Here is a 25,202-nt window from a genome sequence, read left to right as displayed (position 1 = left end):
GGCGCCACATTGGCGAAGAACCCGGCGAGTACAGATTTGGTTATGTGGTTTTGATGTACGTCGCCAGCGTCAGGGAGTGGGCGTGGCGATGTCAGAATAGGGGTTTATTTTGGATATGCGCAGACAGTTGGCCCGCATCACCGGGCTGGTATTATTGGCTATGTGTTGGGCGCCGTTGAGCTGGGCCGCACAAGGATGGCAACCGCTGGCGGAGAAGATCAACAAGAGCGAGCACGATCCGCGTCAGTACGAGGCGATCAAGTTGGCTAACGGCATGACGGTGCTGCTGGTGTCCGATGTCCAGGCGCCGAAATCGCTGGCGGCGCTGGCATTGCCGGTCGGGTCGCTCGAAGATCCGAACAGCCAACTGGGCTTGGCGCACTATCTGGAACATATGGTGCTGATGGGCTCCAAACGTTATCCCGAGCCGGAAAACCTGTCCGAATTCCTGAAAAAGCACGGCGGCAGCCACAACGCCAGCACGGCTTCTTATCGCACCGCCTTCTATCTGGAAGTGGAGAATGACGCGCTGGAGCCGGCGGTCGATCGCATGGCCGACGCCATTGCGGAGCCGCTGCTGGATCCGGGCAATGCCGATCGCGAGCGCAACGCGGTGAATGCAGAATTGACGATGGCGCGTTCGCGCGACGGCATGCGTATGGCGCAGGTCGGTGCGGAAACCCTCAACCCGGCGCACCCGAGCGCGCGCTTCTCCGGCGGTAATCTGGACACGCTGAAAGACAAGCCGGGAAGCAAGTTGCACGATGAGCTGACGGGGTTCTATAAGCGCTACTACTCCGCCAATCTGATGATGGGGGTGCTGTACGGCAATCAGCCGCTGCCGCAGCTGGCTGACATTGCCGCAAAAACCTTTGGCCGCGTGCCGAATCATGACGCCAGCGTGCCGCCGATCACCGTACCGGCCGTCACGCCGGAGCAGCAGGGCATCATCATTCACTATGTGCCGGCGCAGCCGCGCAAGCAGCTGAAGGTTGAGTTCCGTATCGATAACAACAGCGCCGCGTTTCGCAGCAAAACCGATACCTACATCGGTTACCTGATCGGCAACCGCAGTAAAAATACCCTGTCCGACTGGTTGCAGAAGCAGGGATTGGCGGACGCCATCAATGCCGGCGCCGATCCGATGGTGGATCGCAACGGCGGCGTCTTCGCCATCAGCGTCTCGCTGACTGACAAAGGCTTGGCCCAGCGCGACCAAGTCGTCGCCGCCATTTTCAACTACCTGAAAATGCTGCGCAGCGAAGGTATCAAGCAGAGTTACTTCGACGAAATATCGCATGTTCTGAACCTGGACTTCCGCTATCCGTCGATCACGCGCGACATGGACTACATCGAATGGCTGGTGGACACTATGCTGCGCGTGCCGGTTGAGCATGCGCTGGACGCGCCTTACCTGGCCGATCGCTATGATCCTAAGGCGATCGCTGAACGTCTGGACGCCATGACGCCGCAAAATGCGCGCATCTGGTTCGTCAGCCCCGATGAGCCGCACAACAAGACGGCCTATTTCGTCAATGCGCCTTACCAGGTCGACAAAATCACGCCACAGCGCTTTACGCAGTGGCAGCAGTTGGGCAGCGGCATTTCCCTGTCATTGCCGGCGCTCAACCCGTACATTCCGGATGATTTCACCCTGACCAAACCGTCGCATGAATTCAAAAAGCCGGAAATGGTGGTGGATAAGCCCGGCCTGCGCGTGCTGTATATGCCGAGCCGTTACTTCGCCGATGAGCCGAAGGCCGACGTCACCGTCGCTTTCCGCAACGCCAAGACCATGGATTCCGCGCGCAACCAGGTGCTGTTCTCGCTGACGGATTATCTGGCCGGCCTGGCGCTGGATCAGCTGAGCTATCAGGCTTCGGTCGGCGGTTTGAGTTTCTCGACGTCGCCGAACAACGGCCTGATGTTTAACGCCAACGGCTTTACCCAGCGCTTGCCGCAGTTGCTGACGGCGCTGATCGAGGGCTATTCCAGCTTCACGCCGACGGAAGATCAGCTGGCGCAGGCCAAGTCCTGGTACCTGGAGCAGTTGGACGCCGCCGAGAAGGGCAAGGCGTTTGAACTGGCCATTCAGCCGGTGCAGATGGTTTCCCGCGTGCCGTATTCCGAACGCAGCGAGCGCCGCGAAGTGCTGAAAACGCTGACGCTGAAAGACGTGCTGGCGTATCGCGACAGCCTGCTGGCCGAGGCCACGCCGGAGCTGCTGGTGGTGGGCAACATGAGCAAGCAACAGGTCGATACGCTGGCGTCGACGCTGAAGCACCGTCTGGGCTGTACCGGTATTGAGTGGTGGCACGGCGAAGACGTGGTGGTGGACAAGAATCAGCTGGCCAACCTGCAACAGGTAGGCAGCAGCACCGACTCGGCGCTGGCGGCGGTCTACGTACCGACCGGTTACGACGAAGTGACCGGCATGGCCTACAGCTCGCTGTTGGGGCAGATTATTCAGCCGTGGTTCTACAGCCAGCTGCGCACTCAGGAACAATTGGGGTATGCGGTCTTTGCCTTCCCGATGTCGGTGGGCCGCCAGTGGGGCGTAGGCTTCCTGTTGCAGAGCAACAGCAAACAGCCGGCCTACCTGTACCAGCGCTATCAGGATTTCTATCCGAAAACCGAGAAACGCCTGCGTGAAATGAGCGAGGCCGATTTTGAGCAGTACAAACAGGCGCTGATCAACGAACTCAAACAGCGGCCGCAAACCCTCAGCGAGGAGGCCAGCCGGTTCGCCAATGATTTCGATCGCGGCAACTTCGCCTTTGATACCCGCCAGAAGCTGATCGCGCAGGTGCAACAGCTGACGCCGACCAAACTGGCGGATTATTTCCACCAGGCAGTGATCCAGCCGCAGGGGCTGGCGGTGTTGTCGCAGGTCAGCGGCAGCGGGCAGGACAAAGCGGATTACGCGGCGCCTAAGGATTGGGTCACCTATCCGAACGCGTCGGCATTGCAGCAGATCCTGCCGCGTAAAGTGGCTACGCCATGACGGAAGTCGCCCCGCAGAGGCTAGAACCGCTGACGCTGCCGCTGTTTGGCGAACGCCTGATCGAGGCGTCGGCGGGCACCGGTAAAACTTTTACCATCGGCGCGCTGTATCTGCGCTTGCTGCTGGGATTGGGGGGGGAAGCGGCGTTTCCCCGCCCGTTGACGGTCGAAGAAATCCTGGTGGTGACCTTTACCGAGGCCGCCACCGAGGAGCTGCGCGGGCGTATCCGTGACAATATCCACGGGCTGCGCATCGCCTGCGTGCGCGGCATCAGCGCTAACCCGCTGTTTTCGGCGCTGATGGAAGAAATTGACGATTTGTCTGACGCCGCTGCGCAGCTGCTGGCGGCGGAGCGGCAGATGGACGAAGCGGCGATTTACACTATCCACGGTTTTTGCCAACGGATGTTGACCCACAACGCCTTCGAGTCCGGCATGCTGTTTGAACAAACGCTGGTGCAGGACGAACTGCCGCTGCGGCGGCAGGCCTGCGCCGATTTCTGGCGCCGTCATTGCTATCCGTTGCCGCTGGGCGTGGCGCGTGCGATCAGCCAGGAGTGGAGCGGCCCGGAAGCGTTGCTGGCCGACCTTTCCGGTTATCTGCACGGTGAAGCGCCGGCGCTGCGGCGGCCGCCGAAGGACGAAGAAACCGTTCTGATGCGCCACGAGCAGATCGTCGCGCGCATCGACGCCATCAAGGCGCAATGGCGGGCGGCGGCGGGCGATCTTGAGGCGTTAATCGCCCAGTCCGGCGTCGATAAGCGCAGCTACAGCAGCAAACACCTGCCGAACTGGTTGAACAAGGTCGGCGAATGGAGCGGGCAGGAGACCCAGGATTACCAACTGCCGAAGGAGCTGGACAAGTTTCGCCAGTCGGTGCTGCTGGAGAAGACCAAGAAGGGCGAGCCGCCGCGTCATGCGCTGTTCACGGCGATAGACGAACTGTTCGATGAACCCTTGACGTTGCGCGACCTGATCATGGCGCGCGCGCTCAGCGAGATCCGCACCTCCATTCAGCAGGAAAAGCGCCAGCGCGCCGAGCTGGGGTTTGACGACCTGCTCAGCCGTTTGGACAGCGCCCTGCAAAGCGGCGGCGGCGAACAGTTGGCGCAGGCGATCCGCCAGCGCTATCCGGTGGCGATGATCGATGAATTCCAGGATACCGATCCGCAGCAATACCGTATTTTCCAAAAACTTTACGTCGGCCGGCCTGATTGCGGCCTGCTGCTGATCGGCGATCCCAAGCAGGCGATTTACGCCTTTCGCGGCGCCGACATCTTTACCTACATGCGCGCGCGTTCAGAGGTGAGCGCCCACTATACGCTGGAGACCAACTGGCGCTCGTCGCCGTCGATGGTCGCCAGCGTCAATCACCTGTTTTCTCAGGTAGAAAAACCTTTCCTGTTCGGCCAAATCCCCTTTATTGAGGTTAACGCGGCGGAAAAGAACCAAGGGCTGGCGTTTGAATTGCACGGCAAGCCGCAGCCGGCGATGCAATTCTGGCTGCAGCAGGGGGAAAGCGCGGGTGTAAGTGATTACCAACAGCTAATGGCGCGCCTGTGCGCCACGCAAATTCGCGACTGGCTCAGCGCCGGGCAGCAAGGCCAGGCGTGGCTGCAGGGCGGCAAGGATCCAAGGCCGGTACGAGCCTCAGATATCACGGTGCTGGTGCGCAGCCGCAACGAGGCGGCGTTGGTGCGCGATGCGCTTAGCGCTTTGTCCATTCCGTCGGTGTATCTGTCCAACCGGGACAGCGTGTTCGACACCCCGGAGGCCAAAGACCTGCTGTGGTTGTTGCAGGCGGTGTTGGCGCCGGAACAGGAACGCACGCTGCGCAGCGCCATGGCCACTGGGCTGATGGGGCTGGACGCGCCGACGCTGGACGGCCTGAGCCGTGACGAGCGCGCCTGGGACGCGCTGGTTAATGAATTCGACAGTTACCGCACGCTCTGGCTGCGCCGCGGCGTGTTGCCGATGCTGAGCGAGGTGATGAAAGCGCGCCAGCTGGCGGAGAACCTGTTGGCCAGCGCCGGCGGCGAGCGGCGCTTGACCGATGTGCTGCATCTGGGGGAGCTGTTGCAAGAGGCGGCAGCGCAGCTCGACAGCGAACATGCGCTGGTGCGCTGGCTGGCGCAGCAGATCGCTCAGCCTAATCGCCAGTCCGACAATCAGCAGCTGCGGCTGGAGAGCGACCGGCATCTGGTGCAGGTGATCACGATCCACAAGTCCAAGGGGCTGGAGTTCGATCTGGTGTGGCTGCCGTTCGTCGGCAACTTCCGCCAGCAGCAGCAGGCGCTGTATCACGATCGCCACAGTTTCCAGGCGTTGCTGGACCTCGACGCCAATGAAGAGAGCCAGGCCTGGGCGGAGGAGGAGCGGTTGGCGGAGGATCTGCGTCTGCTGTATGTGGCGCTGACCCGCTCGGTGTACCACTGCAGTATCGGCATTGCGCCGCTGTTCCAGGGCACGCGCAAGAAACAGGGCGATACCGACCTGCACCGCAGCGCATTGGGCTATCTGGTGCAGGGCGGGCAGCCCGGCGATGCCGTGTATCTGCAGGAGCGGCTGCAGCAATTGGTGGGTGGCGGTATCGCGCTGTCGCTGGTTGAACCGCCGGATGCAGAACCCTGGCAACCCCAGGCGTCGCTGGCCGAAGCGTTGGCGGCGAAAAGCTTTACCCGGCGGATCCAGGATTTTTGGCGGGTGACCAGCTATACCGGTTTGCAACAGCACGGCGCGAGCCTGATGCAGGATCTGCTGCCGCGTCTGGATGTCGACGCGGCCGGTGAGCGCGGGGAAGAAAGTGAGCCAGCGCTTACACCGCATACCTTCCCACGCGGCGCAACGCCCGGCACCTTCCTGCACAGCCTGTTTGAAACGCTGGACTTCACCCAGCCGCTCGACGAACAGTGGCTGCTGGAACAGCTGCAGCAGCAAGGGTTTGCCGAACACTGGCAACCGATACTGCTGGCGTGGATGCAGGTGCTGCTCAATACGCCGCTCGATGACAGCGGCGTGACGTTGGCGGCGCTGACGCCGCAGCATAAGCAGGCAGAGCTGCAGTTCTATTTACCGATTAACCGGCTGTTGCAGGCGAAGGAGCTCGATGCTCTGGTGAAGCGTTACGATCCGCTTTCCGCCCGCTGCCCGGCGCTGGATTTCCATCAGGTGCAGGGCATGCTGAAAGGCTTTATCGACCTGGTGTTCTGCTGGCAAGGCAAATACTACCTGCTGGACTACAAGTCCAACTGGCTGGGGGAGGACAGCAGCGCCTATACCCGGCCGGCGATGGAGCAGGCGATGGCGGAGCATCGTTATGATCTGCAATACCAGCTGTATACGCTGGCGTTGCATCGTTATTTGCGCCATCGGTTGCCGGATTATGATTACCGGCGCCATTTCGGCGGGGTGATTTATCTGTTCCTGCGCGGCGTGGATGCGGCGCACCCGGGCAACGGCATTTTCACCTGTCTCCCCGCGTTTGAGCTGGTGGCGGGAATGGATAGCTTGTTCAGCGGCGAAGCTGCGGCGACGGAGGAAAAATCATGATCGCACTGCTGGAGCAGGCGGTGGCGCTTGGCGCGCTGCGCCCGCTGGACGTGCAGTTCGCCCGCGTGGTGGCGAGCGAAGACGAGCCTGATATTTTACTGGCCGCCGCCTGTCTGAGCGCAGAGGCGGGGGCGGGGCATGTTTGCCTGATGCTGGAGCAGCTGCAGGCGGACACGCTGTTTGAAGGGCGCCAACCGGCGCTGGCGCTGGCGCTGTGGGAGGCGGCCGGGCGACCGGATAGCGCACGTTGGCAGCAGCGCCTGGCGAGCAGCGCGGCGGTTGGGGACGGCAGCGGCGCTACGCCGCTGGTGCTGCGTGGGCAGCGCTTATATCTGCAACGCATGTGGCAAAACGAAGGTGAAGTGGCGGCGTTTATCGGCGGTGAAGGTGAATCGCTGACGGTGCCGGAGGAGGCGTTGCGCGCCATTCTCGACCGCTTGTTCGGCGCGGCGAGCGATGAACCCGACTGGCAGAAGATCGCTGCTGCGGTGGCTGCCACGCGGCGCATCGCGGTGATTTCCGGCGGACCGGGCACCGGTAAAACCACCACCGTCGCTAAACTGCTGGCGGCGCTGGTGCAGCTGGATGAAAGCGCGCGCTTGCGGATTCAGCTGGCGGCGCCAACCGGCAAGGCGGCGGCGCGCCTGACGGAGTCGCTTGGCAGCGCCAGCCGTCAGCTGGCGTTGACCCCGGCGCAGCAGGCGTTGTTCCCCACGGAGGCGGCGACGTTGCACCGTTTGTTGGGGGCGCAACCCAACAGTCAGCGCATGCGCTATCACCGCGGTAACCGGCTGCATTTGGATGTGTTGGTGGTGGATGAGGCCTCGATGGTCGATCTGCCGATGATGGCGCGCCTGATTGCGGCGTTGCCCGATCGGGCCCGGGTAATTTTCCTCGGCGACCGCGATCAGCTGGCCTCGGTGGAGGCCGGCGCGGTGCTGGGGGATATTTGCCGTTTTGCCGAGCAGGGATACAGCGAGGCGCGCGCCGCAGAGCTGAGCCGCCTGACCGGTTGTTCGATCGCTGGGCAGCGGGCCGACGCGCAAGCGGCGGTGCGCGACAGCCTGTGCCTGTTGCGCAAGAGCTATCGCTTCGACGCCCGTTCCGGCATCGGTCAACTGGCGTTGGCGGTCAACGCCGGTGCGGGGGATGGTGCGCTGGCGGCATTAAACGGCCGTTTCGGCGATGTCGCGGGCTATGCGCTGGCGACGAGCGAAGAGTATCTGGCGCTGCTGGACGCGTGCGTGGCGGGCTATCGCGACTATCTGCGGCTGACTGCCGAAGGCGCGGATGCGGCGGTGGTGCTGGCCGCCTTTAGCCGCTTCCAGGTGCTGTGCGCGCTGCGTGAAGGGCCGTTCGGCGTTGCCGGCCTGAATGAACGTATTGAACTCGGGCTGCAGCGCGCCGGTCTGATCGACCGCAAACCGGGTGTGCTCGGCCGCTGGTATCGGGGGCGGCCGGTGATGATCGGCCGCAACGACAGCGCGCTGGGGTTATTCAATGGGGATATCGGCATTACTCTGCCGGATGAGCGCGGCGAGCTGCGCGTGCATTTCCAACTGCCGGACGGCAGCATCAAGTCGGTGCAGCCGAGCCGTTTGCCGGCGCATGAAACCGCTTACGCCATGACGGTGCACAAGTCCCAGGGATCGGAGTTTGAGCATACGGTTCTGGTGTTGCCGAACCATTTCCTGCCGGTGCTGACGCGTGAACTGGTCTATACCGCGATCACCCGTGCGCGTCAGCAGCTCTCGCTGTACGCCACGGACGCGGTGCTGCTGCGGGCCATTCGCACGCCGACCCAGCGTCGCAGCGGATTGGCTGAACGGCTGCAGACGACGGAATAAGCGATGAAGGGGCGCGGTAGCGGCCGCGCCCACAGGGATTACAGATCCGCCAGCAGAATTTTGGAGCGGCGTTGGTAGTTGTACAACGCCTGTTTCTGCATCGGCAGCACGTCGACCTCCGCCGGGGTGAAGCCACGCTCCTGGAACCAGTGGATGCTGCGTGTGGTCAGCACGAACAGCTTCTTCAATCCCATCTGCCGCGCCTGATTTTCCACCCGCTGCAGCAGCATCTCGCCGCGCGAAGAGCTGCGGTAATCGGGATGCACCGCCACGCAGGCCATCTCGCCGATTTTTTCCTCCGGGAACGGGTACAGCGCCGCGCAGGCGATGGTCAGGTTATCGCGTTCGATAATGGTGAACTTGTCGATCTCCATCTCCAGCTGTTCACGCGAACGGCGCACCAGAATACCCTGCTGTTCGAGCGGCCGGATGAGCTCCAGAATACCGCCGATGTCGTTGATCGTCGCCCGGCGCACCTGTTCGGCGCTTTCCATCACGATTTGGGTGCCGATGCCGTCGCGTGAGAACAGTTCTTGCACCAGCGCGCCGTCCTCCTGATAGCTGATCAGGTGGCTGCGGCGCACGCCGCTGCGGCAGCCTTTCACCGCGCCGCGCAGGAAGCGCACGGTGCCGGAATGGTAATCACCGCCTTCCTCCAGCTCTTCAAGACGCTTTTGCGCGTCGTTGGGGAACAGCTCGGAAAGGATGTTGCCTTCCGCGTCGGTCACGCCCTGCGAGGAGCAGAAACCGATCATTTTTTCCGCTTTCAGTTTGATCGCCAGCTGAGTCGCGACTTCCTCCGAAGTCAGGTTGAAGCTCTCGCCGGTCACCGAGACGGCGACCGGGCCGATCAGCACGATGGCGTTGCTGTCGAGCTGACGATGGATCGCTTCTTCATCGATGCGGCGAATGCGGCCGCTGTGGCAGTAGTCGATGCCGTCATCGACGCCCAGCGGCTGCGCGATGATGAAGTTGCCGCTGACCACGTTAATGTGCGCGCCCTGCAGCGGCGTGTTGTTGAGGCTCATCGACAGCCGGGCGGTGATGTCCAGCTGCAATAAACCGGCCGCCTGCTTGACTAACTCAAGCGTATGGGCGTCGGTCACGCGCGTATGCTTGTGGTAGATCGGTTCATAGTTGTGCTGCGCCAGATTGGCGTCGATCTGCGGCCGTGCGCCGTAAACCACCACCAGGCGAATGCCCAGGCTATGCAGCAGCCCGATATCATTGACGATGTTGGAAAAATTCTCGTGTTCGATGGCTTCCCCACCGAGCATGATGACAAACGTCTTGCCGCGGTGGGCGTTGATATAGGGGACGGAGTGACGGAATCCTTGCACCAGCTCTGTACTACGTTCCTTCACGGGCAAACCTCTTTGCATATTTATACGATATTTTTGTATTTTTATTCTTTTATTGCGCCAATGGCAAGTGGGAAATCGTCATGAAGAGCGAGCTAAGGGCGCTAAATCGTTAATAAATTGAAAAACCATAAAAAGATTTTCTGATGACAGGGCTGGAATGATTGGTTAAAGTTTTCGGCATTCCCAAGTCATTGGTGTTTTTTTCATCTGTTGTAAACAGTTATTACTGCCGGAGCCGCATGCCAAACGCTAATCACAATCTGGGCCGCCGTCGTTTATTACAGGGCGTTGCCGCCAGCTGGTTGCTGAGTGTGAGTCGCACGGGCTTCGCCGCGTCATCGCACGTGATTGCCGTGCGCGTCTGGCCGTCCTCCACTTATACCCGCGTCACGCTGGAATCCAACGTCGAACTGAAATACAAGCAGTTCGCCCTGACCAATCCCGATCGCGTGGTGGTGGATATCGAAGGCGTGCATCTCAACAGCGTGCTGAAGGGCATCGCCGGGCAGGTGCGCGCCGACGATCCTTATCTCAAGCAGGCGCGCGTCGGCCAGTTCGATCAGAATACCGTGCGGCTGGTGCTGGAGCTCAAGCAAAGCGTCAGCCCGCACATGTTCTCGCTGGCGCCGGTGCCGGAGTATCGCAACCGTCTGGTGATGGATCTCTACCCGACTAAAGGCGGCAGCGGCGGCGAGGAGTATGATCCGCTACTGGCGTTACTGGAAGATTACAACAAAGGCGATCTGGAGCGCACGCTGCCGCCCGAAGCGCCGCAGGCCGGCAAGGCGGGGCGTGATCGGCCGATCGTCATCATGCTGGATCCTGGCCACGGCGGCGAAGATCCCGGTGCGATCGGCAAGTATAAGACGCGCGAGAAAGACATCGTGCTGCAGATTGCCCGCAAGCTGAGCGCCATGATCAAGCGCGAGCCGAACATGAAGGTGTTCATGACGCGCAATGAAGACGTGTTTATCCCGCTCAAGGTGCGCGTCGCCAAGGCGCGCAAGCAGCGCGCCGATCTGTTCGTTTCGATTCACGCCGACGCCTTCACCAGCCGCGCCGCGCGCGGGTCATCGGTGTTCGCGTTGTCCACCAAAGGCGCCACCAGCTCGGCGGCCAAGTTCCTGGCGCAGACGCAGAACGCCTCGGACCAAATCGGTGGCGTCAGCAAGAGCGGCGACCGCTATCTCGACCACACCATGTTCGATTTGATCCAGACCGCAACCATCAACGATAGCCTGAAGTTCGGCAAGGAAGTGCTGAACCGGATGGGTAAAATCAACCGGTTGCACAAGAATCGCGTCGATCAGGCCGGTTTTGCGGTGTTGAAGGCGCCGGATATCCCGTCGATCCTGGTGGAAACGGCGTTTATCAGCAATATCGAAGAGGAGCGCAAGCTGCGCACCAGCCATTTCCAGCAGCAGGTGGCGGAGTCGATTCTGGCGGGCATCAAGGCTTATTTCGCCAACGGCGGCGCGTTAGCGAGCCGATAGCGGCAGGGCCGGGCGCAAGTCCGGCTGTTTTTGCGGATTGCAGATACAAAAAAACACCCGTCAGGGTGCTTATCTGTTGTCATCAAGAGTTGGTTGCGGGGGCCGGATTTGAACCGACGACCTTCGGGTTATGAGCCCGACGAGCTACCAGGCTGCTCCACCCCGCGTCCGTCTTGATGCGGTATTACGACGAAACCACCGTTCATGTTATGCCGCTGGTACGGCATTCGGTTGGTTGCGGGGGCCGGATTTGAACCGACGACCTTCGGGTTATGAGCCCGACGAGCTACCAGGCTGCTCCACCCCGCGTCCGTGTAATACTTTGTTATCGAACCCAAACGCAAAATACCGCCACTGCGGCATCGGTTGGTTGCGGGGGCCGGATTTGAACCGACGACCTTCGGGTTATGAGCCCGACGAGCTACCAGGCTGCTCCACCCCGCGTCCGATGGATGCGCACTATACTCTCCATGCGTTTTGTTGCAAACCCTTTTTGCATTTTATTGGCCTAAACCCGTTTTTCTGCTGAATTTGCCCGCAATTTGCCTTCTTTTTCATCACCATCCTCCGTGCGGCTTTTTTTATTTGCAGCGATTCCTTTATCAATGAGCGTTTGTTATCGTTCAGCCGGTAGATCATATCAGTTTGAGAGTGTGCGCGATGAAAGGACGTTGGGGCAAATACCTGCTGGGCGGGTTGATGGTGGCGGTATTGGCGGGCTGTTCGTCCAAGCCGACCGATCGGGGTCAGCAATATAAGGACGGCCGTCTGGATCAATCGCTGGAGCTGGTCAATCAGCCCAACGCCAAAGGTTCGCCGGTCAACGCCAAGGATTATTCGGATCAGCTGATGGAGATCAAGTACGCGTCGCCTTCGCTGTTTAACCGCAACAACAGCACCTATCAGGCGGTGCAAAACTGGATGGCGTCCGGCGCCGACACGCGCATGCTGAGCCAGTACGGCCTCAGCGCTTACCAGATGGAAGGCGTCGACAATTACGGCAACGTGCAGTTTACCGGCTACTACACGCCGGTGGTGCAGGCGCGTTATACCCAACAGGGCGAGTTCCGTTATCCGCTGTACCGCATGCCGCCGAAGGGTAGGGGCCGCTTGCCGGATCGCGCGGGCATTTATTCCGGCGCGCTCGACGATCGCTATATCATCGCTTACACCAACTCGCTGATGGACAACTTCATGATGGAAGTCCAGGGCAGCGGCTACGTCGACTACGGTAACGGTCAGCCGCTGGTGTTCTTCGGCTACGGCGGCAAGAACGGCCACGCCTACCGCAGCATCGGCAAAGTGCTGATCGATCGCGGTGAAGTGGCCAAGGCGGACATGTCGATGCAGGCGATCCGTCAGTGGGCGGATACCCACAGCGCCGCAGAGGTGCGCGAGCTGCTGGAGCAGAACCCGTCGTTCGTGTTCTTCCGCCCGGAAGCTTTTGCGCCGGTGAAAGGCGCCAGCGCGGTGCCGCTGATCGCCAAAGCGTCGGTGGCCTCCGACCGTTCACTGATCCCGGCAGGCACCACGCTGCTGGCCGAAGTGCCGCTGCTGGACAACAAGGGTAAATTCACGGGAAAATACGAGATGCGTCTGATGGTCGCGCTCGACGTGGGCGGCGCCATCAAGGGCCAGCATTTTGACATGTATCAGGGCATCGGGCCGGAAGCCGGCCACTCGGCGGGCTACTACAACCACTATGGCCGCGTCTGGGTGCTGAAGAACAACGGCGGCGGCCAGCTGTTCAGCGCCAATCAGTCAAACGGCGGCGGTTCGTTGCTGGTCACCCGCTAAACGCGCACGGCGTGAAAAGATTGACCCGCAAGGGCCGGATTTTCCGGCCCTTATCATTTGCATTACGAAGGTAATTAAAGCGTTATGAGCACAGCTTATTCGGAAGCCTATCTGCAGCGTTTCGGCGGCACGGCGCGGTTATACGGCCAGCAGGCGCTGGCGGTGTTCGCGCAGGCGCACGTCTGCGTGATCGGCATCGGCGGCGTGGGTTCCTGGGCGGCTGAGGCGCTGGCGCGCACCGGCATCGGCGCCATCACTCTGATCGACATGGATGATGTTTGCGTCACCAATACCAACCGTCAGATCCACGCGCTGCGTCAGCATGTCGGGCAATCGAAAACCGAGGTAATGGCGGAGCGTATCCTGGCGATCAACCCGGAATGCCGGGTGACCTGCATTGACGATTTCATTACCCCGGACAACGTCGCCGAGCTGCTGGACCATAACTTCAGCTACGTCATCGACGCAATCGACAGCGTACGGCCGAAAGCGGCGCTGCTGTCATACTGCCGCCGCTTCAAGATCCCGGTGGTGACCACCGGCGGCGCCGGCGGGCAGATAGATCCGACCAAAATCGAAGTGGCCGATCTGGCGAAAACCATTCAGGATCCGCTGGCCGCCAAGCTGCGCGAGCGGCTGAAGCACGATTTTAACGTGGTGAAAAACGGCAAGGGCAAGCTGGGCATCGACTGCGTCTTTTCCAGCGAGCCGCTGGTTTATCCGCAGCCGGACGGTTCGGTATGCGCTTCGCGCAGTACGGCGGAGGGGCCGAAAAGAATGGATTGCAGCGCAGGTTTCGGCGCGGCGACCATGGTCACCGCCACCTTCGGCTTCGTCGCCGTGTCGCACGCGCTGAAAAAGATGGTGGCGAAGGCGGCGCGTCAGGCGTAACGGGCGGCGATCGCCTGCACGGCGGCGGCTAACGCCGCCAGCCCGCTGGCGCGAGTGGCGCTCAGCTGAGCGCGCAGCGCCAGGCGGTCGAACAGCGCCAGCGGATCCAATTCGGCGATCTGCTGCGGCGTTTTCCCTTCCACTTCGGTCAGCAGCACCGCCAACAGGCCACGCACGATGCGGCCTTCGCTGTCGCCATAAAAGTGCAGCGTGCCGTCTTCCAGCAACTGGTGCCCCAACCAGACGCGGTTTTCACACCCGCTTAACGCCATTTCTTCACTGCGCAAGGCCTCCGGCAGCGACGGCAGCCGTTTTGCGAGCATAATCAGTTGTCGGTAGCGGTCTTCCCACTGTTTCAGCGCGCTGAAGGTGGCGATTAACGCTTCGGCGGTGATCTCTCGGCCAAAAGGATGGGGGGCGAGCATAGCGTCTCCGGGAATCAAGTCAGTCGGCCAGCAGGTCGAGGGCGTGGGTCAACGCGCTGACCAGCGTATCGACGTCCTGTTGAGTATTGTAGGGGGCGAACGACGCGCGCAACGTACCGCTGACGCCTAACGCCGCCATCAGCGGCTGCGCGCAGTGCTGGCCGGCGCGCAGCGCAATGCCTTGCTCCGCCAGCAGCGTGACGATGTCGCTGTGGTGTACGCCGGCGATATCGAACGCCAGCAGGCTGGAACCGGAACTGCGGAAGCTGCGAAAGCCCGGCAGCTGCGCCAACCGCTGTTCTGCCCGATCCGCCAGCTCGCGACTGTAGCGCTCCGCCGCCGCCATGTCCTGTTCGCGAAGCCAGGTGAGCGCGGCGGCCAACCCCAGCACGCCGGCGATGTTTGGCGTGCCGGCTTCGAAGCCGTGCGGCGGTTTTTGCGGGATAAAACCGTCGAACGACGCCTGGGTCAACATCTTTCCCCCTCCTTGCCACGGCGCCATCTGCGCCAGCAGCTCGGATTTGCCGTACAGCGCGCCGATGCCGGTCGGGCCATACAGTTTGTGGCCGGAGAAGGCGTAGAAATCGATATCGAGCCGCTGTACGTCGGCCGGGTCGTGAACCACGCCCTGTGCGCCGTCGATCATCACGCGCGCGCCGGCGGCATGGGCCAGCGCGATCGCCGGCGCCAGATCCGGGCAGCCGCCGGTGACGTTGGACATTTGCCCCAGCGCCAACAGGCGGGTTCTATCGTTGAGCAGGGCGGGCAGCTGCGCCAGGTCCGGCAGACGGTCGGCGCCGATCGGCAGTTTCACTACCCGCGCGCCGGTTTGATCCGCCACCATCAGCCAGGGGATCAGGTTGGCGTGGTGCTCCGCTTCGCTCACCAGAATTTCATCCCCCGGCTGCAGACGCGGACGCAGATAACTCTGCGCCACCAGGTTGATCGCCTCGGTGGTGCCGCGCGTCCAGACGATGTCGTCGGCCGACGGCGCATGGATAAGTTGCGCGACCTGGCCGCGCGCCTGCTCGAAACGGGCGGTCAGATCCTGCGCCGCCCGATGCTGGCTGCGGTGCACGGTGGCGGCGTCGTCGCGATAAAACTGCTGCGTGGCGTCGATCACCGCCTGCGGCTTCAACGCGGTGGCGGCGCTGTCCAGATAGATGCCGTCCTGCGCGAGCGCGGGAAACTGTTGGCGAAAAAGGCTGGGGTTAAAAGGCGTCATACCCTGATTGTCACTGGCTTGAGTCGATGGGTGATCCTGTCCTATTTTGCCGCCGGAGACAAGCGTTCGCGCCGATTAGGACTTATCGCCTGGCAAAATTGGGAAAGTTTGTTATGCTATTAAACGTGCGCTTGTTAATCGCATCTATACGCATAAAAGGTATTTATCAGCATTTAAAACTAAAAAGGAGTCCTCAATGAAGAAAACAGCCGCAGTTCTCTCTGCCCTGATGCTTACGTTCACCCTGGCCGCCTGTTCCAGCAACTACGTGATGCATACCAATGACGGACGCACCATTGTCGCTGACGGCAAGCCTAAAGTGGATAACGATACCGGCATGATCAGCTATAAAGACGCCAACGGCGTCGAACAGCAGATCAACCGCGCCGATGTGAAAGAGATGGTTGAAAGCAACCAGTAACCGTCAGGCAAAAAAAAAGCACCGCAAGTTTTGCGGTGCTGCATAAAATCACTATGGACAGACAGGGTAAATGTACAGGAAGTGAAAAAACAGTAGCCTAGCTACCATGTCCGGAATCGCCGGACAATTTGCAAACACAACATCACAACCACAAGCCAAAAGTTCATCGGCGTCCTCGACACCCACTCCCTTTTCGTTCCGGCCCGGGAAGTGCCGCCACTATAGGTATTTGCTGGCGCATCCTCAACGGACAAATTATAATGGCTCGGATTAAAAAAACTAATGGCAATGCGCCGTTAGCGTTTGTCCATGGCTTGCCACACAAAGCCGCCCGATTTTCGGCGCCGAATCATTCGGATTAATGTTACACAAAAGTAGCTAATTTAATGTCTAAACGCTTACCTCCCCTCAATGCGCTGCGCGTGTTCGATGCGGCCGCTCGCCACCTGAGTTTCACCAAGGCGGCGGAAGAGCTGTTCGTGACTCAGGCCGCGGTGAGCCACCAGATCAAGTCGCTGGAGGACTTCCTCGGGCTGAAGCTGTTTCGCCGGCGCAATCGCTCGCTGCTGCTGACCGAAGAGGGGCAAAGTTACTACCTTGATATCAAGGAGATCTTCTCTTCGATCAACGAGGCGACGCGCAAGCTGCAGGCGCGCAGCGCCAAGGGGGCATTGACCGTCAGTTTGCCGCCGAGCTTCGCCATTCAGTGGCTGGTGCCGCGTCTGTCCGGCTTTAACTCAGCTTATCCGGGCATCGACGTGCGCATCCAGGCGGTGGACCGTGAAGAGGACAAGCTGGCGGACGACGTCGACGTGGCGATTTTCTATGGCCGCGGCAATTGGCCGGGGCTGCGCGCCGAGCGCCTGTATGCGGAATATTTGCTGCCGGTTTGTTCGCCGAGCCTGCTGACCGGCGATCATCCGCTGAAAACCGCAGACGATCTGGCTTATCATACGCTGCTGCATGACGTTTCACGTCGCGACTGGCTGGCCTATACGCGCCAGCTGGGGTTGCAGCACATCAACGTGCAGCAGGGGCCAATCTTCAGCCACAGCGCCATGGTGGTGCAGGCGGCGGTGCACGGTCAGGGCGTGGCGCTGGTGAACAACGTGATGGCGCAAACCGAGATTGAAGCCGGTCGTCTGGTGTGCCCGTTCAACGATGTGTTGGTCAGTAAAAATGCTTTTTATCTGGTATGTCATGACAGCCAGGCAGAACTGGGTAAAATAGCCGCCTTCCGGCAGTGGATCCTGGCGCGTGCCGCCAGCGAACAAGAGAAGTTCCGCTTCCGCTACGAACAATAAGGCCGGCCGCCGCCTTGCCGCGGCCGGTGATTTTTAATGGGATAGATCACGATGAGCAGCCGTTCCATGCTGGTTTTCGCCGCTATCAGCGGCTTTGTGTTTGTCGCGCTGGGCGCATTCGGCGCGCATGTGTTAAGCGGCACGCTGGGCGCCAACGAAATGGCCTGGATCCGCACCGGGCTGGAGTATCAGGGGTTCCACACCCTGGCCATCCTGGCGCTGGCGGTCGCGATGCAGCGCCGCGTGAGCCTGTGGTTTTACTGGAGCGGAGCGCTGTTGGCGTTCGGCACCGTGTTGTTCAGCGGCAGCCTCTATTGTCTGGCGCTGTCGCACCTGAAGGTCTGGGTATATATCACGCCGGTTGGCGGCGTGTGCTTCTTGATCGGCTGGATATTGATGTTGATTGGCGCTTTGCGTCTGAGGAAAAAGGCCGAGCGCCATGAATAAGATTGCGTTGTACTGCCGCCCCGGCTTCGAAAAAGAGTGTGCGGCGGAGATCACCGATAAAGCCGCCCAGCTGGAGATTTACGGCTTTGCGCGGGTAAAAGAGCACAGCGGTTACGTGTTGTTCGAATGCTATCAGCCGGACGATGCCGACCGCCTGGCGCGGGAGATTCCGTTCCGCGAACTGATTTTCGCCCGCCAAATGATCGTAGTGGGTGAGCTGCTGCGCGATCTGCCGCCGGAAGATCGGGTATCGCCGATCGTCGGCATGCTGATCGGCGTGGTTGATCGCGGCGGCGAGCTGCGGGTGGAAGTGCCGGACACCAACGAAAGCAAGGAGCTGATGAAATTCTGCCGCAAGCTGACGGTGCCGCTGCGCGCCGCGATGCGTGAGCAGAAGGTGCTGATGGCGCGGGAGAACCCGACTCGCCCGGTGGTGCACGTGTTCTTCATCGCGCCGGGCTGCTGTTACGTCGGTTACTCCTACAGCAACAACAACTCACCGTTCTATATGGGCATTCCGCGTCTGCGTTTCCCGGCCGATGCGCCGAGCCGTTCGACGCTGAAGCTGGAAGAAGCGTTCCATGTGTTCATCCCCGCCGACGAGTGGGACGAGCGCCTGGCCAGCGGCATGCATGCGGTCGATCTGGGCGCTTGCCCAGGCGGCTGGACCTATCAGCTGGTGAAGCGCAGCATGATGGTGCATTCGGTGGATAACGGCCCGATGGCGCCGAGCCTGATGGAAACCGGCCAGGTGACGCATCACCGCGCCGACGGCTTCAAGTTCGAGCCGAACAGCAGCAAGATCTATTGGTTGGTGTGCGACATGGTGGAAAAACCGGCGAAGGTGACCAGCCTGATGATTCAGTGGCTGGTGAAAGGCTGGTGCCGCGAAGCGATCTTTAACCTCAAACTGCCGATGAAAAAACGCTACGAGGAAGTGTCGCAAAACCTGATGAGCATCCGCGAAGCGCTGAGCGCCGCCGGCATCAGCGCTGAAGTGCACGCCAAACAGCTGTATCACGACCGCGAAGAGATCACCGTACACGTGCGCCGCATGTGGTCGGCGGTGCCGGGCCGCCGCGACGAGCGCGATTAATCGCGTTAAACCTGATGAAGGGCGCTGCTTGCAGCGCCCTTATTGTATCGGCAGTCGCAGCTGCTGCAGGTTGCCGTCCAGCGACAGATCGGTGCGCAGCGTGGCGACTTGTTTGCTGACGTAGGCCAGCTCGCGGTGCTGCTCCAGCTTGCCGCGCCATTTCTCCGGCACCTGCTCCAGGTGCTGATAGATCCCGTCCAGACTGCCCGACTGCTGCAACAGCAGCACGGCGGTTTTCGGCCCGATGCCGGCCACGCCGGGGATCTTGCTGCTGCCGATCCCCGCTAACCCCCAGTAGTCCGGCAGTTGCTGCGGCAGCACGCCGAATTCCTGCTGCACGAAAGGCATATCCAACCAGCGTTTCTGGAAGTAATCGCGGATCTGTACGTTCGGCGCCAGCAGTTGGCAATAGCCTTTGTCGGTGGAGACGATGGTCACCTGGTGGCCGCCGCCGGCGACCTTCGCCGCCAGCGTGGCCGCCAGATCGTCTGCCTCGTTGCCGGGTGAATGCCAGCTGGCGACGCCCAGTTCGGCGAAGGCCTCACGCAGCTGCGGCATCTCCTGTTGCAGGTTTTCCGGCATCGGCGAGCGCCCGGCCTTGTAGTCCGGCAGAATTTTGTGACGCCAGCTTTCGCTGCGGTCGTCCTCGTCAAATACCGCCACCGCGTGGGTCGGGCGGCTGTGCTGAAGCAACTGCTGCAGCGCGTGGCGACAGGCGTTGACGCAAGGGGAGCCCTGTACGGCGTGAATGCGGCGGATGAGGTTCAGGGCGTCGACAATCAGTAGGTGTATCATCATGGGCGGCAAGGTCAGAAAAAACAGGGCGGCCGTTACGCCGCCCGGGATTGAGGATCAGGCGACGATTTCGTAGCAGGGCACATAGGCGCTGCCCGGCAGCTTCATGCGGTGCTGGGCGACAAAGCCCTGCAGCAGGCTGTCCATCTGCTTCATCATCTGCGGTTCGCCGTGCAGCTTGTACGGGCCGAACTGCTCAATGGCGTGGATGCCGTTTTCCTTCACGTTGCCGGCCACGATGCCGGAGAAGGCGCGGCGCAGCGCGGCGGCCAATTGCTCCGGCGGCTGGTTCGGATACAGATTGAGGTTTGCCATGTTCTCGTGGGTCGGCTCGAACGGCAGCTGCAGATCCGGTGCGATGCGGATCGACCAGTTGAAGCTGTAGGCGTCGCCGGTGTTGCGGCGGTTCTCCTTCACCAGCGGCATGGCTTTTTTCATTTGCCGTGCCACTTCCGCCGGATCGTCGATGATGATGGTGTAGTGACGGCGCGCGGCGTCGCCCAGCGTGTTCATGATGAACTCGTCCAGCACGCGGAAGTAATCGGCGCTCTCTTTTGGCCCGGTCAGGATCAGCGGCAGCACCTGCTCGCTGTTCTCCGGGTTCATCAGGATTCCCAGCAGGTACAGCAGCTCTTCGGCAGTGCCGACGCCGCCCGGGAAGATGATGATGCCGTGCGCGATGCGCACGAACGCTTCCAGACGTTTTTCGATGTCCGGCATGATCACCAGCTCGTTCACCAGCGGGTTAGGCGGCTCGGCGGCGATGATTGACGGCTCGGTCATGCCGATGAAGCGGCTGTTGCGGTAACGCTGCTGCGCGTGGCCGACCGCCGCGCCTTTCATCGGCGCTTCCATGGCACCCGGCCCGCAGCCGGTGCAGATGTTCAACTCGCGCAGGCCCAGCTGGCTGCCGACCTTACGCGCGTACAGGTATTCGTTCTCGTTGATCGAGTGCCCGCCCCAGCACACCACCATGTTGGGATCCTCATCCAGATGCAGCGTGCGCGCATTGCGCAGGATCGAGAACACCAGGTTGGTGATGTGGGCCGAGTTTTCCAGGTTCAGGTGTTGGAAACGGCCGGCGCTGGCGATTTGGCCGTGCACGAACAGAATGTCGCGCAACACGGCGAACAGGTTGGCCTGCAGTGAACGGATGATGCGGCCGTCGACGAACGCCTCTTCCGGCGGATTGACCAGCTCCAGCTTCACGCCACGCTCGCGGCGCAGCACGTTGATATCGAAGGTTTCATAGCGCGACAGCAGCTGTTTGCTGTTGTCGGTTTGGCTGCCGGAGTTCAACACGGCCAGCGAACAGTTGCGAAACAGGCGGTACAGGTCGCTGCTGGCGGTGCGCTTCAGCATGTCTACTTCCAGCTGCGACAATAAATCCATAGAGCCAAGCGGGCTGATGTGTGTAATCAAGGTAACTCCTTTGCACCCGGTGTGGGGCGGTAGTAATCCATACGCAGCAAAACAGCATCTCGTTATGGTTGGCGTGCTGCGGCGAAGCGGGCGCTCTGCCCGGCCGCAGCCTCGTTTTAACCTTACCGCCGTCCCTGCGCTTTTACCAACACAAACCGCTCGTTAGCTCAGTTGTTGAGCAATGTTTCGCACTTATTGGCGCGCCAGGCGGCCGTGCTCGGGAGCGAACGCGACGTTGCTGCGCCACGGGTTGATATCCAGTCCGCCGCGGCGGGTATAGCGGGCGTAAACCGTCAGGCTTTGCGGCCGGCAATAGCGCATCAGATCGTTGAAGATGCGCTCGACGCATTGCTCGTGGAATTCGTTGTGGTGGCGGAAGGAAACCAGATAGCGCAGCAGCGCTTCGCGATCGAGCTTGCCGCCGCGGTAGCTTATCTGCACCGAGCCCCAGTCCGGCTGATGGGTGATCAGGCAGTTGGACTTCAGCAGGTGGCTGACCAATTGCTCTTCCACTACCTCTTCACCGGCGGCGTTCTGCAGGTAGTCGGCGTTGAACTCATAATTGTCGATGCGAATATCCTGCTGGTCGATGCAGTCGCCGGCCAGACGAGCGATCGGGCTGCCTTCCAGTTGGTCGACGCTGAACAGAGTGACGCTCACCTCGCCTTGGGCGCAGGCGGACAAATCGCGTTGCAGCGTGCTGCGCACCGTTTCCCAATCGGCGAACGGCGTTTGGTTGAAGCTGTTGAGATACAGCTTGAAGCTTTTCGATTCGATCAGGTTCAGGCTGTCGGCGTTGAGGCCGATCTCGCCCACCGCCACCTGAGGCAGCCCGTTGGCGTTCAGCCAGGAGAGTTCGTACAGCGTCCAGATGTCCGCGCCGTGGAAGGGCAGGTTGTCGGGATACAGCCCCAGCGGCTCGCGGTTCATGCTGCGCGGCACCGCCTGCAGCAGCGTGGCGTCGTAGCGATCGCGATAGGCGGTGGGTTTGCCCAGCGTCAGCCCTGACAGGGCCTGGTGGTCTTGATATGAGGACATCTGCTGTCACCTCGGTCAGAGATAGGTACAATGGCCGTCAGTTTAACGTATGCGAGAAAGAATATGGACCATGATGTATCGCACGCTCTGCGTGAATTCACTCAACGCTATGTCGAGTTGTGGCAGCAAGAGCGCGGCCACGCGCCGGCCAGCGAAGCGCTGTACGGCGTGCCGTCGCCCTGCATCGTGGAGAATCGCGAGGACGACGTGCTGTGGTTGCCGCAGCCTTTCGAACCGGCGGCGACGCTGGAGAAGGTAGAGGCCGCGCTGGAGCTGCGTTTGCAGCCGGATGCGCACCGTTTCTACACGCAGCAATACGCCGGTGACATGAGCGCGCAATTTGGGGAGCATCGCCTGAGCCTGCTGCAGGTATGGAGCGAAGAGGATTTCATCCGCCTGCAGGAGAATCTGATCGGCCATCTGGTGACGCAAAAGCGCCTCAAATTGTCACCGACCCTCTTCCTGGCGACCACCGAATCCGAGATGACGATGGTGTCGCTGTGCAACGTCAGCGGCAACGTGGTGCTGGAGCAGTTCGGCAGCGATAAGCGCACCTTGTTGGCGGCGACGCTGGGGAATTTCCTCGATGCGCTGCGCCCAGTGCTGGACTGAAGCGCGGCGGATTCGCCGTCGGTCGTGTAAGAGATCTCTCACACGGGCTGTGAGAGATCGCTCTTAATTTTTTTCACCTCTCTTTGGACCATGAGATTATTGTTATCCAGATCAATTGGTTAGAATTTCTTTAGGATAACTCTTAGTCTTAATTTAGTGTGAGACACCTCTCAAACCCTTGTGATTCCGGGAAATTTGAGCGATCTTATCATTACCGGCACGGACCCGGCGGAGCAGGAAAGCATCAGGATGATGCAGCTTCAGGAAGAAGAAAGGGATGCGCTCAGGCAAGAGCGAGGGATGGCGTCAGGAGATGCCCAGGATGTTTCAGGATTGAAACCAAGGACACCTCCAGGACGGAGATTGAGAGCCGGCGCAGGACTGTCGGCGGGTCAGGAAGGCTGAGGAACCGCGTCAGGACGATGCTGCAGGATGATGCAAGGACCACTTGGTCAGGATGGCCGCAGGAAAAGTTTTCAAGGATTGAGCAGGGAGCATGCTGTGTAGCGGGATGGCTATAAAACGAACCGGGGGCACTGTTAACGCAGTGCCCCCAACTTTTTGTTCTATTCCGCCGCGCGTGCGCCCCGTCTCAATCCTTCTTCCGCGTTAACCAATCGCGCCCAGCGTATCGCCTGCGCCCTGTTTTTTCGGCAGCAGGAACAGCGTGGCGTAGATATCCAGCAGGTAAATCGCCGCCAACAGGCTGATGGCGGCGGTAAACGACACCTGCGTCACCAGCGCGCCGATCACCAATGGCCCCAGGCCGCCGACGCCGCGTCCCAGATTGAACAGGATGTTTTGCGCGGTGGCGCGTGCTTGCACCGGGTAGGTATCGGAAATCAACGCGCCGTAACCGCCGATCATGCCGTTGACGAACATGCCCATCACTGCGCCGGCGAACAGCATCAGCATCGGATCGCTCAACTGGGCGTAGCCGATCACCATCACCACCGCGCCGACCTGATACAGCACGAAAATCTTCCAGCGGGCGAAGCGGTCGGCCAGGACGCCGAACAGCCAGATGCCGAACGTCATGCCGACCACCGTCACCGCCGTCCACAGGCCGGACTTGGTGAGCGAGAAGCCGAAGTTTTTCGCCAGATAAGTCGGCATCCAGATCATCAGCCCGTAGTAGCCGAAGTTCTGCACCGAACAGAGAATGAAGATGCCGATGCTGGCCTTGCTGGTGGCGCGATCCTTAAACAGCAGGCGCAAACGCTGAAGGAAGGAGAGCGGCTGCCCGGCGTCTTTCTGCCGCACGAATTCCTCCGGTTCGCCCAGCGTGCGGCGGATCAGGAATGACGCCAGCGCCGGCAGCAGGCCGACCAGGAACATGCCGCGCCAGCCGATATGTTCCAGCAGCAGCGGCGTCAGGAAAGCGGCCGCCAGCACCCCCAACTGCCAGCCCATGCCGACGTAGGCCGAAGCGCGGTTGCGTTTCTCCGCCGGCCAGGCTTCGGCGATCAGCGCCATGCCGATGCCGAACTCGCCGCCCAGCCCGATGCCCGCCAGCGTGCGATAGGCGAGTAGATCCCAATAGCCTTGCGCCACGGCGCACAGGCCGGTGAACAGGGAAAACATCAGGATGGTGATAGTCAGCACCCGGATGCGGCCGAAGCGATCGCTGAGATGGCCGAAGATCACGCCGCCCAGCACTGCGCCGATCAGCGTCCAGGTGACCAGCGAACCGGCGGCCGATGAGGTTAATCCTAATTCGATGCTGATGGCCGGCAGCATAAAGCCGAGGATCAGCAGGTCAAACCCGTCCATGGCGTAACCGGTGACCGAGGCCAGCATGGCCTTACCGGGCGTCGCGTGATTTTTTTTCTCTGTTATTACGGACATGAATCTTTATCTGTGTGGTGAATTCGGTGGGCCTATTGTGCCGCGCGGCGGCGCACGCCACCAGATAAAAACGGCAGCCGGTCTCGGGCGCGCCAAATTTGGGCTATAAAAATGCTATGCTTTGCCGCCTCTCAGCCAGCGAGCTGAATATCATGATGAAAAGAGATCGGGAATGCAGATGAGTATACATAATCAGGTTCGCCGCAGTTTGCAGGCGATTGAACAATCCATGCGCGATTTGGCCTTGTGGCAGGCCGCGCCGCCCGAGCCTGAGGCTTTCTCCAGCACCGAGCCGTTCTGCATCGACAGCATGTCGGCCGAGGCTTGGCTGCAGTGGGTGTTTCTGCCACGCATGTATGCGCTGTTGGACGCCGAAGCGCCGCTGCCGACGCGTTTTGCCATCACGCCTTACTTCGAGGAGGCGTTGAAGGAGCGTGAGCCGAGCAGTCTGCCGCTGTTGGTGCTGCTGCAGCAGTTGGATTTGATGTTGAATAAAGAGCCGTAATTCGCCGGCGGCGCGCAGATTTTTGCCGCCCGGCAGTGTAGAGTACTCGCGCGGATGCCGGGCAGGAGAGCCGACGGCGTCTTTCGGCTCGGTTAAACCGCGGCGGTTGACCGGGGGCTG

General features: G+C 60.9%; 19 protein-coding genes and 3 tRNA genes. 12 read left to right on the top strand and 10 right to left on the bottom strand.

Annotated features, from left to right (window positions below; all coding sequences use genetic code 11):
• The first annotated feature begins 115 nt into the window (after positions 1-115).
• Genes ptrA through recD form a run of 3 tightly spaced genes read left to right on the top strand, consistent with a single transcriptional unit; the run spans position 116 to position 8,399 of the window.
• Entirely contained in the window at positions 116-3,004 is a 2,889-nt protein-coding gene (ptrA, locus tag ACP3TA_RS00860) for a pitrilysin (protein WP_033652194.1), read from the top strand.
• Positions 3,001-6,552, top strand: a complete 3,552-nt coding sequence (gene recB, locus ACP3TA_RS00855) for an exodeoxyribonuclease V subunit beta (RefSeq protein WP_426784480.1) — start codon at positions 3,001-3,003, stop codon at positions 6,550-6,552. Before ptrA ends, recB begins: the two co-directional genes overlap by 4 nt.
• Positions 6,549-8,399 (top strand): exodeoxyribonuclease V subunit alpha, encoded by a 1,851-nt coding sequence (gene recD / locus ACP3TA_RS00850; protein ID WP_129993594.1) that lies wholly within the window; start codon positions 6,549-6,551, stop codon positions 8,397-8,399. The genes recB and recD overlap by 4 nt, the downstream gene beginning before the upstream one ends.
• Positions 8,400-8,437: 38 nt before the next feature.
• On the opposite strand, the gene argA is transcribed toward recD, so the two are convergent.
• Entirely contained in the window at positions 8,438-9,763 is a 1,326-nt protein-coding gene (gene argA / locus ACP3TA_RS00845) for an amino-acid N-acetyltransferase (protein ID WP_015378910.1), read from the bottom strand.
• A 239-nt stretch (positions 9,764-10,002) separates the two neighbouring features.
• Here argA and amiC point away from each other — a divergent pair, with 239 nt between their 5' ends.
• Positions 10,003-11,256, top strand: coding sequence for an N-acetylmuramoyl-L-alanine amidase AmiC (gene amiC / locus ACP3TA_RS00840; protein ID WP_033644859.1), 1,254 nt, complete (start codon positions 10,003-10,005; stop codon positions 11,254-11,256).
• A 90-nt stretch (positions 11,257-11,346) separates the two neighbouring features.
• Here the strand turns inward: amiC and ACP3TA_RS00835 are convergent.
• The 3 genes from ACP3TA_RS00835 to ACP3TA_RS00825 form a co-directional block, all read right to left on the bottom strand.
• Positions 11,347-11,423: transfer RNA gene (locus ACP3TA_RS00835), tRNA-Met, on the bottom strand.
• Positions 11,424-11,488: 65 nt separating this feature from the next.
• Positions 11,489-11,565, bottom strand: a tRNA-Met gene (locus ACP3TA_RS00830).
• A gap of 58 nt (positions 11,566-11,623) precedes the next feature.
• A tRNA-Met gene (locus ACP3TA_RS00825) sits at positions 11,624-11,700 on the bottom strand.
• Between the two features lie 216 nt (positions 11,701-11,916).
• Here ACP3TA_RS00825 and mltA point away from each other — a divergent pair.
• Entirely contained in the window at positions 11,917-13,053 is a 1,137-nt protein-coding gene (gene mltA / locus ACP3TA_RS00820; protein WP_033644860.1) for a murein transglycosylase A, read from the top strand.
• An 84-nt stretch (positions 13,054-13,137) separates the two neighbouring features.
• Positions 13,138-13,944, top strand: a complete 807-nt coding sequence (gene tcdA / locus ACP3TA_RS00815; protein ID WP_004931886.1) for a tRNA cyclic N6-threonylcarbamoyladenosine(37) synthase TcdA — start codon at positions 13,138-13,140, stop codon at positions 13,942-13,944.
• On the opposite strand, the gene csdE is transcribed toward tcdA, so the two are convergent.
• Together csdE and csdA are read right to left on the bottom strand one after the other, a co-directional pair.
• Positions 13,935-14,369 carry a cysteine desulfurase sulfur acceptor subunit CsdE gene (gene csdE / locus ACP3TA_RS00810; protein WP_046687719.1) on the bottom strand — a complete coding sequence of 145 codons (435 nt, stop codon included), beginning with the start codon at positions 14,367-14,369 and terminating at the stop codon, positions 13,935-13,937. The two genes, tcdA and csdE, sit on opposite strands and share 10 nt — an antisense overlap.
• A 19-nt stretch (positions 14,370-14,388) precedes the next feature.
• Entirely contained in the window at positions 14,389-15,594 is a 1,206-nt protein-coding gene (gene csdA, locus ACP3TA_RS00805) for a cysteine desulfurase CsdA (RefSeq protein ID WP_426784479.1), read from the bottom strand.
• A 196-nt stretch (positions 15,595-15,790) separates the two neighbouring features.
• Here csdA and ACP3TA_RS00800 point away from each other — a divergent pair, with 196 nt between their 5' ends.
• The 4 genes from ACP3TA_RS00800 to rlmM all read left to right on the top strand — a co-directional run bounded on the left by ACP3TA_RS00800 (position 15,791) and on the right by rlmM (position 18,862).
• Positions 15,791-16,015 carry a YgdI/YgdR family lipoprotein gene (locus tag ACP3TA_RS00800; protein ID WP_025304050.1) on the top strand — a complete coding sequence of 75 codons (225 nt, stop codon included), beginning with the start codon at positions 15,791-15,793 and terminating at the stop codon, positions 16,013-16,015.
• Positions 16,016-16,401: 386 nt separating this feature from the next.
• Positions 16,402-17,319 (top strand): transcriptional regulator GcvA, encoded by a 918-nt coding sequence (locus tag ACP3TA_RS00795; protein WP_004931894.1) that lies wholly within the window; start codon positions 16,402-16,404, stop codon positions 17,317-17,319.
• A gap of 51 nt (positions 17,320-17,370) precedes the next feature.
• Positions 17,371-17,766 carry a DUF423 domain-containing protein gene (locus tag ACP3TA_RS00790; RefSeq protein ID WP_004931896.1) on the top strand — a complete coding sequence of 132 codons (396 nt, stop codon included), beginning with the start codon at positions 17,371-17,373 and terminating at the stop codon, positions 17,764-17,766.
• A complete protein-coding gene (rlmM, locus tag ACP3TA_RS00785) occupies positions 17,759-18,862 on the top strand; it encodes a 23S rRNA (cytidine(2498)-2'-O)-methyltransferase RlmM (protein WP_069100475.1) in 1,104 nt (367 codons plus the stop codon). Before ACP3TA_RS00790 ends, rlmM begins: the two co-directional genes overlap by 8 nt.
• A gap of 39 nt (positions 18,863-18,901) precedes the next feature.
• Here rlmM and xni read toward each other — a convergent pair whose 3' ends face one another.
• The 3 genes from xni to queF form a co-directional block, all read right to left on the bottom strand.
• Positions 18,902-19,660 carry a flap endonuclease Xni gene (gene xni, locus ACP3TA_RS00780; RefSeq protein ID WP_046687718.1) on the bottom strand — a complete coding sequence of 253 codons (759 nt, stop codon included), beginning with the start codon at positions 19,658-19,660 and terminating at the stop codon, positions 18,902-18,904.
• Between the two features lie 54 nt (positions 19,661-19,714).
• A complete protein-coding gene (ppnN, locus tag ACP3TA_RS00775) occupies positions 19,715-21,079 on the bottom strand; it encodes a nucleotide 5'-monophosphate nucleosidase PpnN (protein ID WP_019455737.1) in 1,365 nt (454 codons plus the stop codon).
• Between the two features lie 192 nt (positions 21,080-21,271).
• Positions 21,272-22,117: an NADPH-dependent 7-cyano-7-deazaguanine reductase QueF gene (gene queF / locus ACP3TA_RS00770; protein ID WP_033644864.1), complete on the bottom strand. Its 846-nt coding sequence runs from the start codon at positions 22,115-22,117 to the stop codon at positions 21,272-21,274.
• 63 nt (positions 22,118-22,180) lie between these two features.
• Here queF and syd point away from each other — a divergent pair, with 63 nt between their 5' ends.
• Positions 22,181-22,729, top strand: coding sequence for a SecY-interacting protein (gene syd / locus ACP3TA_RS00765; RefSeq protein WP_033644866.1), 549 nt, complete (start codon positions 22,181-22,183; stop codon positions 22,727-22,729).
• A 609-nt stretch (positions 22,730-23,338) separates the two neighbouring features.
• Here the strand turns inward: syd and ACP3TA_RS00760 are convergent.
• On the bottom strand, positions 23,339-24,577 hold the full coding sequence (locus tag ACP3TA_RS00760) for an MFS transporter (RefSeq protein ID WP_033644867.1): 1,239 nt from the start codon (positions 24,575-24,577) through the stop codon (positions 23,339-23,341).
• Between the two features lie 178 nt (positions 24,578-24,755).
• Between ACP3TA_RS00760 and ACP3TA_RS00755 the strand changes: the two genes are divergently transcribed.
• Positions 24,756-25,082 (top strand): YqcC family protein, encoded by a 327-nt coding sequence (locus ACP3TA_RS00755; protein ID WP_033644943.1) that lies wholly within the window; start codon positions 24,756-24,758, stop codon positions 25,080-25,082.
• Positions 25,083-25,202 lie beyond the last annotated feature (120 nt).

This window comes from Serratia sp. 2C06, assembly GCF_050037615.1.
Classification (GTDB): Bacteria; Pseudomonadota; Gammaproteobacteria; order Enterobacterales; family Enterobacteriaceae; genus Serratia; species Serratia ureilytica.
This window is presented reverse-complemented; position numbering and strand designations above follow the sequence as displayed.

Excerpts from the sequence above, each read along its gene's own strand:
- ptrA (WP_033652194.1), top strand. The coding sequence starts at position 116 with ATGCGCAGACAGTTGGCCCGCATCACCGGGCTGGTATTATTGGCTATG.
- recB (WP_426784480.1), top strand. The coding sequence starts at position 3,001 with ATGACGGAAGTCGCCCCGCAGAGGCTAGAACCGCTGACGCTGCCGCTG.
- recD (WP_129993594.1), top strand. The coding sequence starts at position 6,549 with ATGATCGCACTGCTGGAGCAGGCGGTGGCGCTTGGCGCGCTGCGCCCG.
- amiC (WP_033644859.1), top strand. The coding sequence starts at position 10,003 with ATGCCAAACGCTAATCACAATCTGGGCCGCCGTCGTTTATTACAGGGC.
- mltA (WP_033644860.1), top strand. The coding sequence starts at position 11,917 with ATGAAAGGACGTTGGGGCAAATACCTGCTGGGCGGGTTGATGGTGGCG.
- tcdA (WP_004931886.1), top strand. The coding sequence starts at position 13,138 with ATGAGCACAGCTTATTCGGAAGCCTATCTGCAGCGTTTCGGCGGCACG.
- csdE (WP_046687719.1), bottom strand. The coding sequence starts at position 14,369 with ATGCTCGCCCCCCATCCTTTTGGCCGAGAGATCACCGCCGAAGCGTTA.
- csdA (WP_426784479.1), bottom strand. The coding sequence starts at position 15,594 with ATGACGCCTTTTAACCCCAGCCTTTTTCGCCAACAGTTTCCCGCGCTC.
- ACP3TA_RS00800 (WP_025304050.1), top strand. The coding sequence starts at position 15,791 with ATGAAGAAAACAGCCGCAGTTCTCTCTGCCCTGATGCTTACGTTCACC.
- ACP3TA_RS00795 (WP_004931894.1), top strand. The coding sequence starts at position 16,402 with ATGTCTAAACGCTTACCTCCCCTCAATGCGCTGCGCGTGTTCGATGCG.
- ACP3TA_RS00790 (WP_004931896.1), top strand. The coding sequence starts at position 17,371 with ATGAGCAGCCGTTCCATGCTGGTTTTCGCCGCTATCAGCGGCTTTGTG.
- rlmM (WP_069100475.1), top strand. The coding sequence starts at position 17,759 with ATGAATAAGATTGCGTTGTACTGCCGCCCCGGCTTCGAAAAAGAGTGT.
- xni (WP_046687718.1), bottom strand. The coding sequence starts at position 19,660 with ATGATGATACACCTACTGATTGTCGACGCCCTGAACCTCATCCGCCGC.
- queF (WP_033644864.1), bottom strand. The coding sequence starts at position 22,117 with ATGTCCTCATATCAAGACCACCAGGCCCTGTCAGGGCTGACGCTGGGC.
- syd (WP_033644866.1), top strand. The coding sequence starts at position 22,181 with ATGGACCATGATGTATCGCACGCTCTGCGTGAATTCACTCAACGCTAT.
- ACP3TA_RS00760 (WP_033644867.1), bottom strand. The coding sequence starts at position 24,577 with ATGTCCGTAATAACAGAGAAAAAAAATCACGCGACGCCCGGTAAGGCC.
- ACP3TA_RS00755 (WP_033644943.1), top strand. The coding sequence starts at position 24,756 with ATGAGTATACATAATCAGGTTCGCCGCAGTTTGCAGGCGATTGAACAA.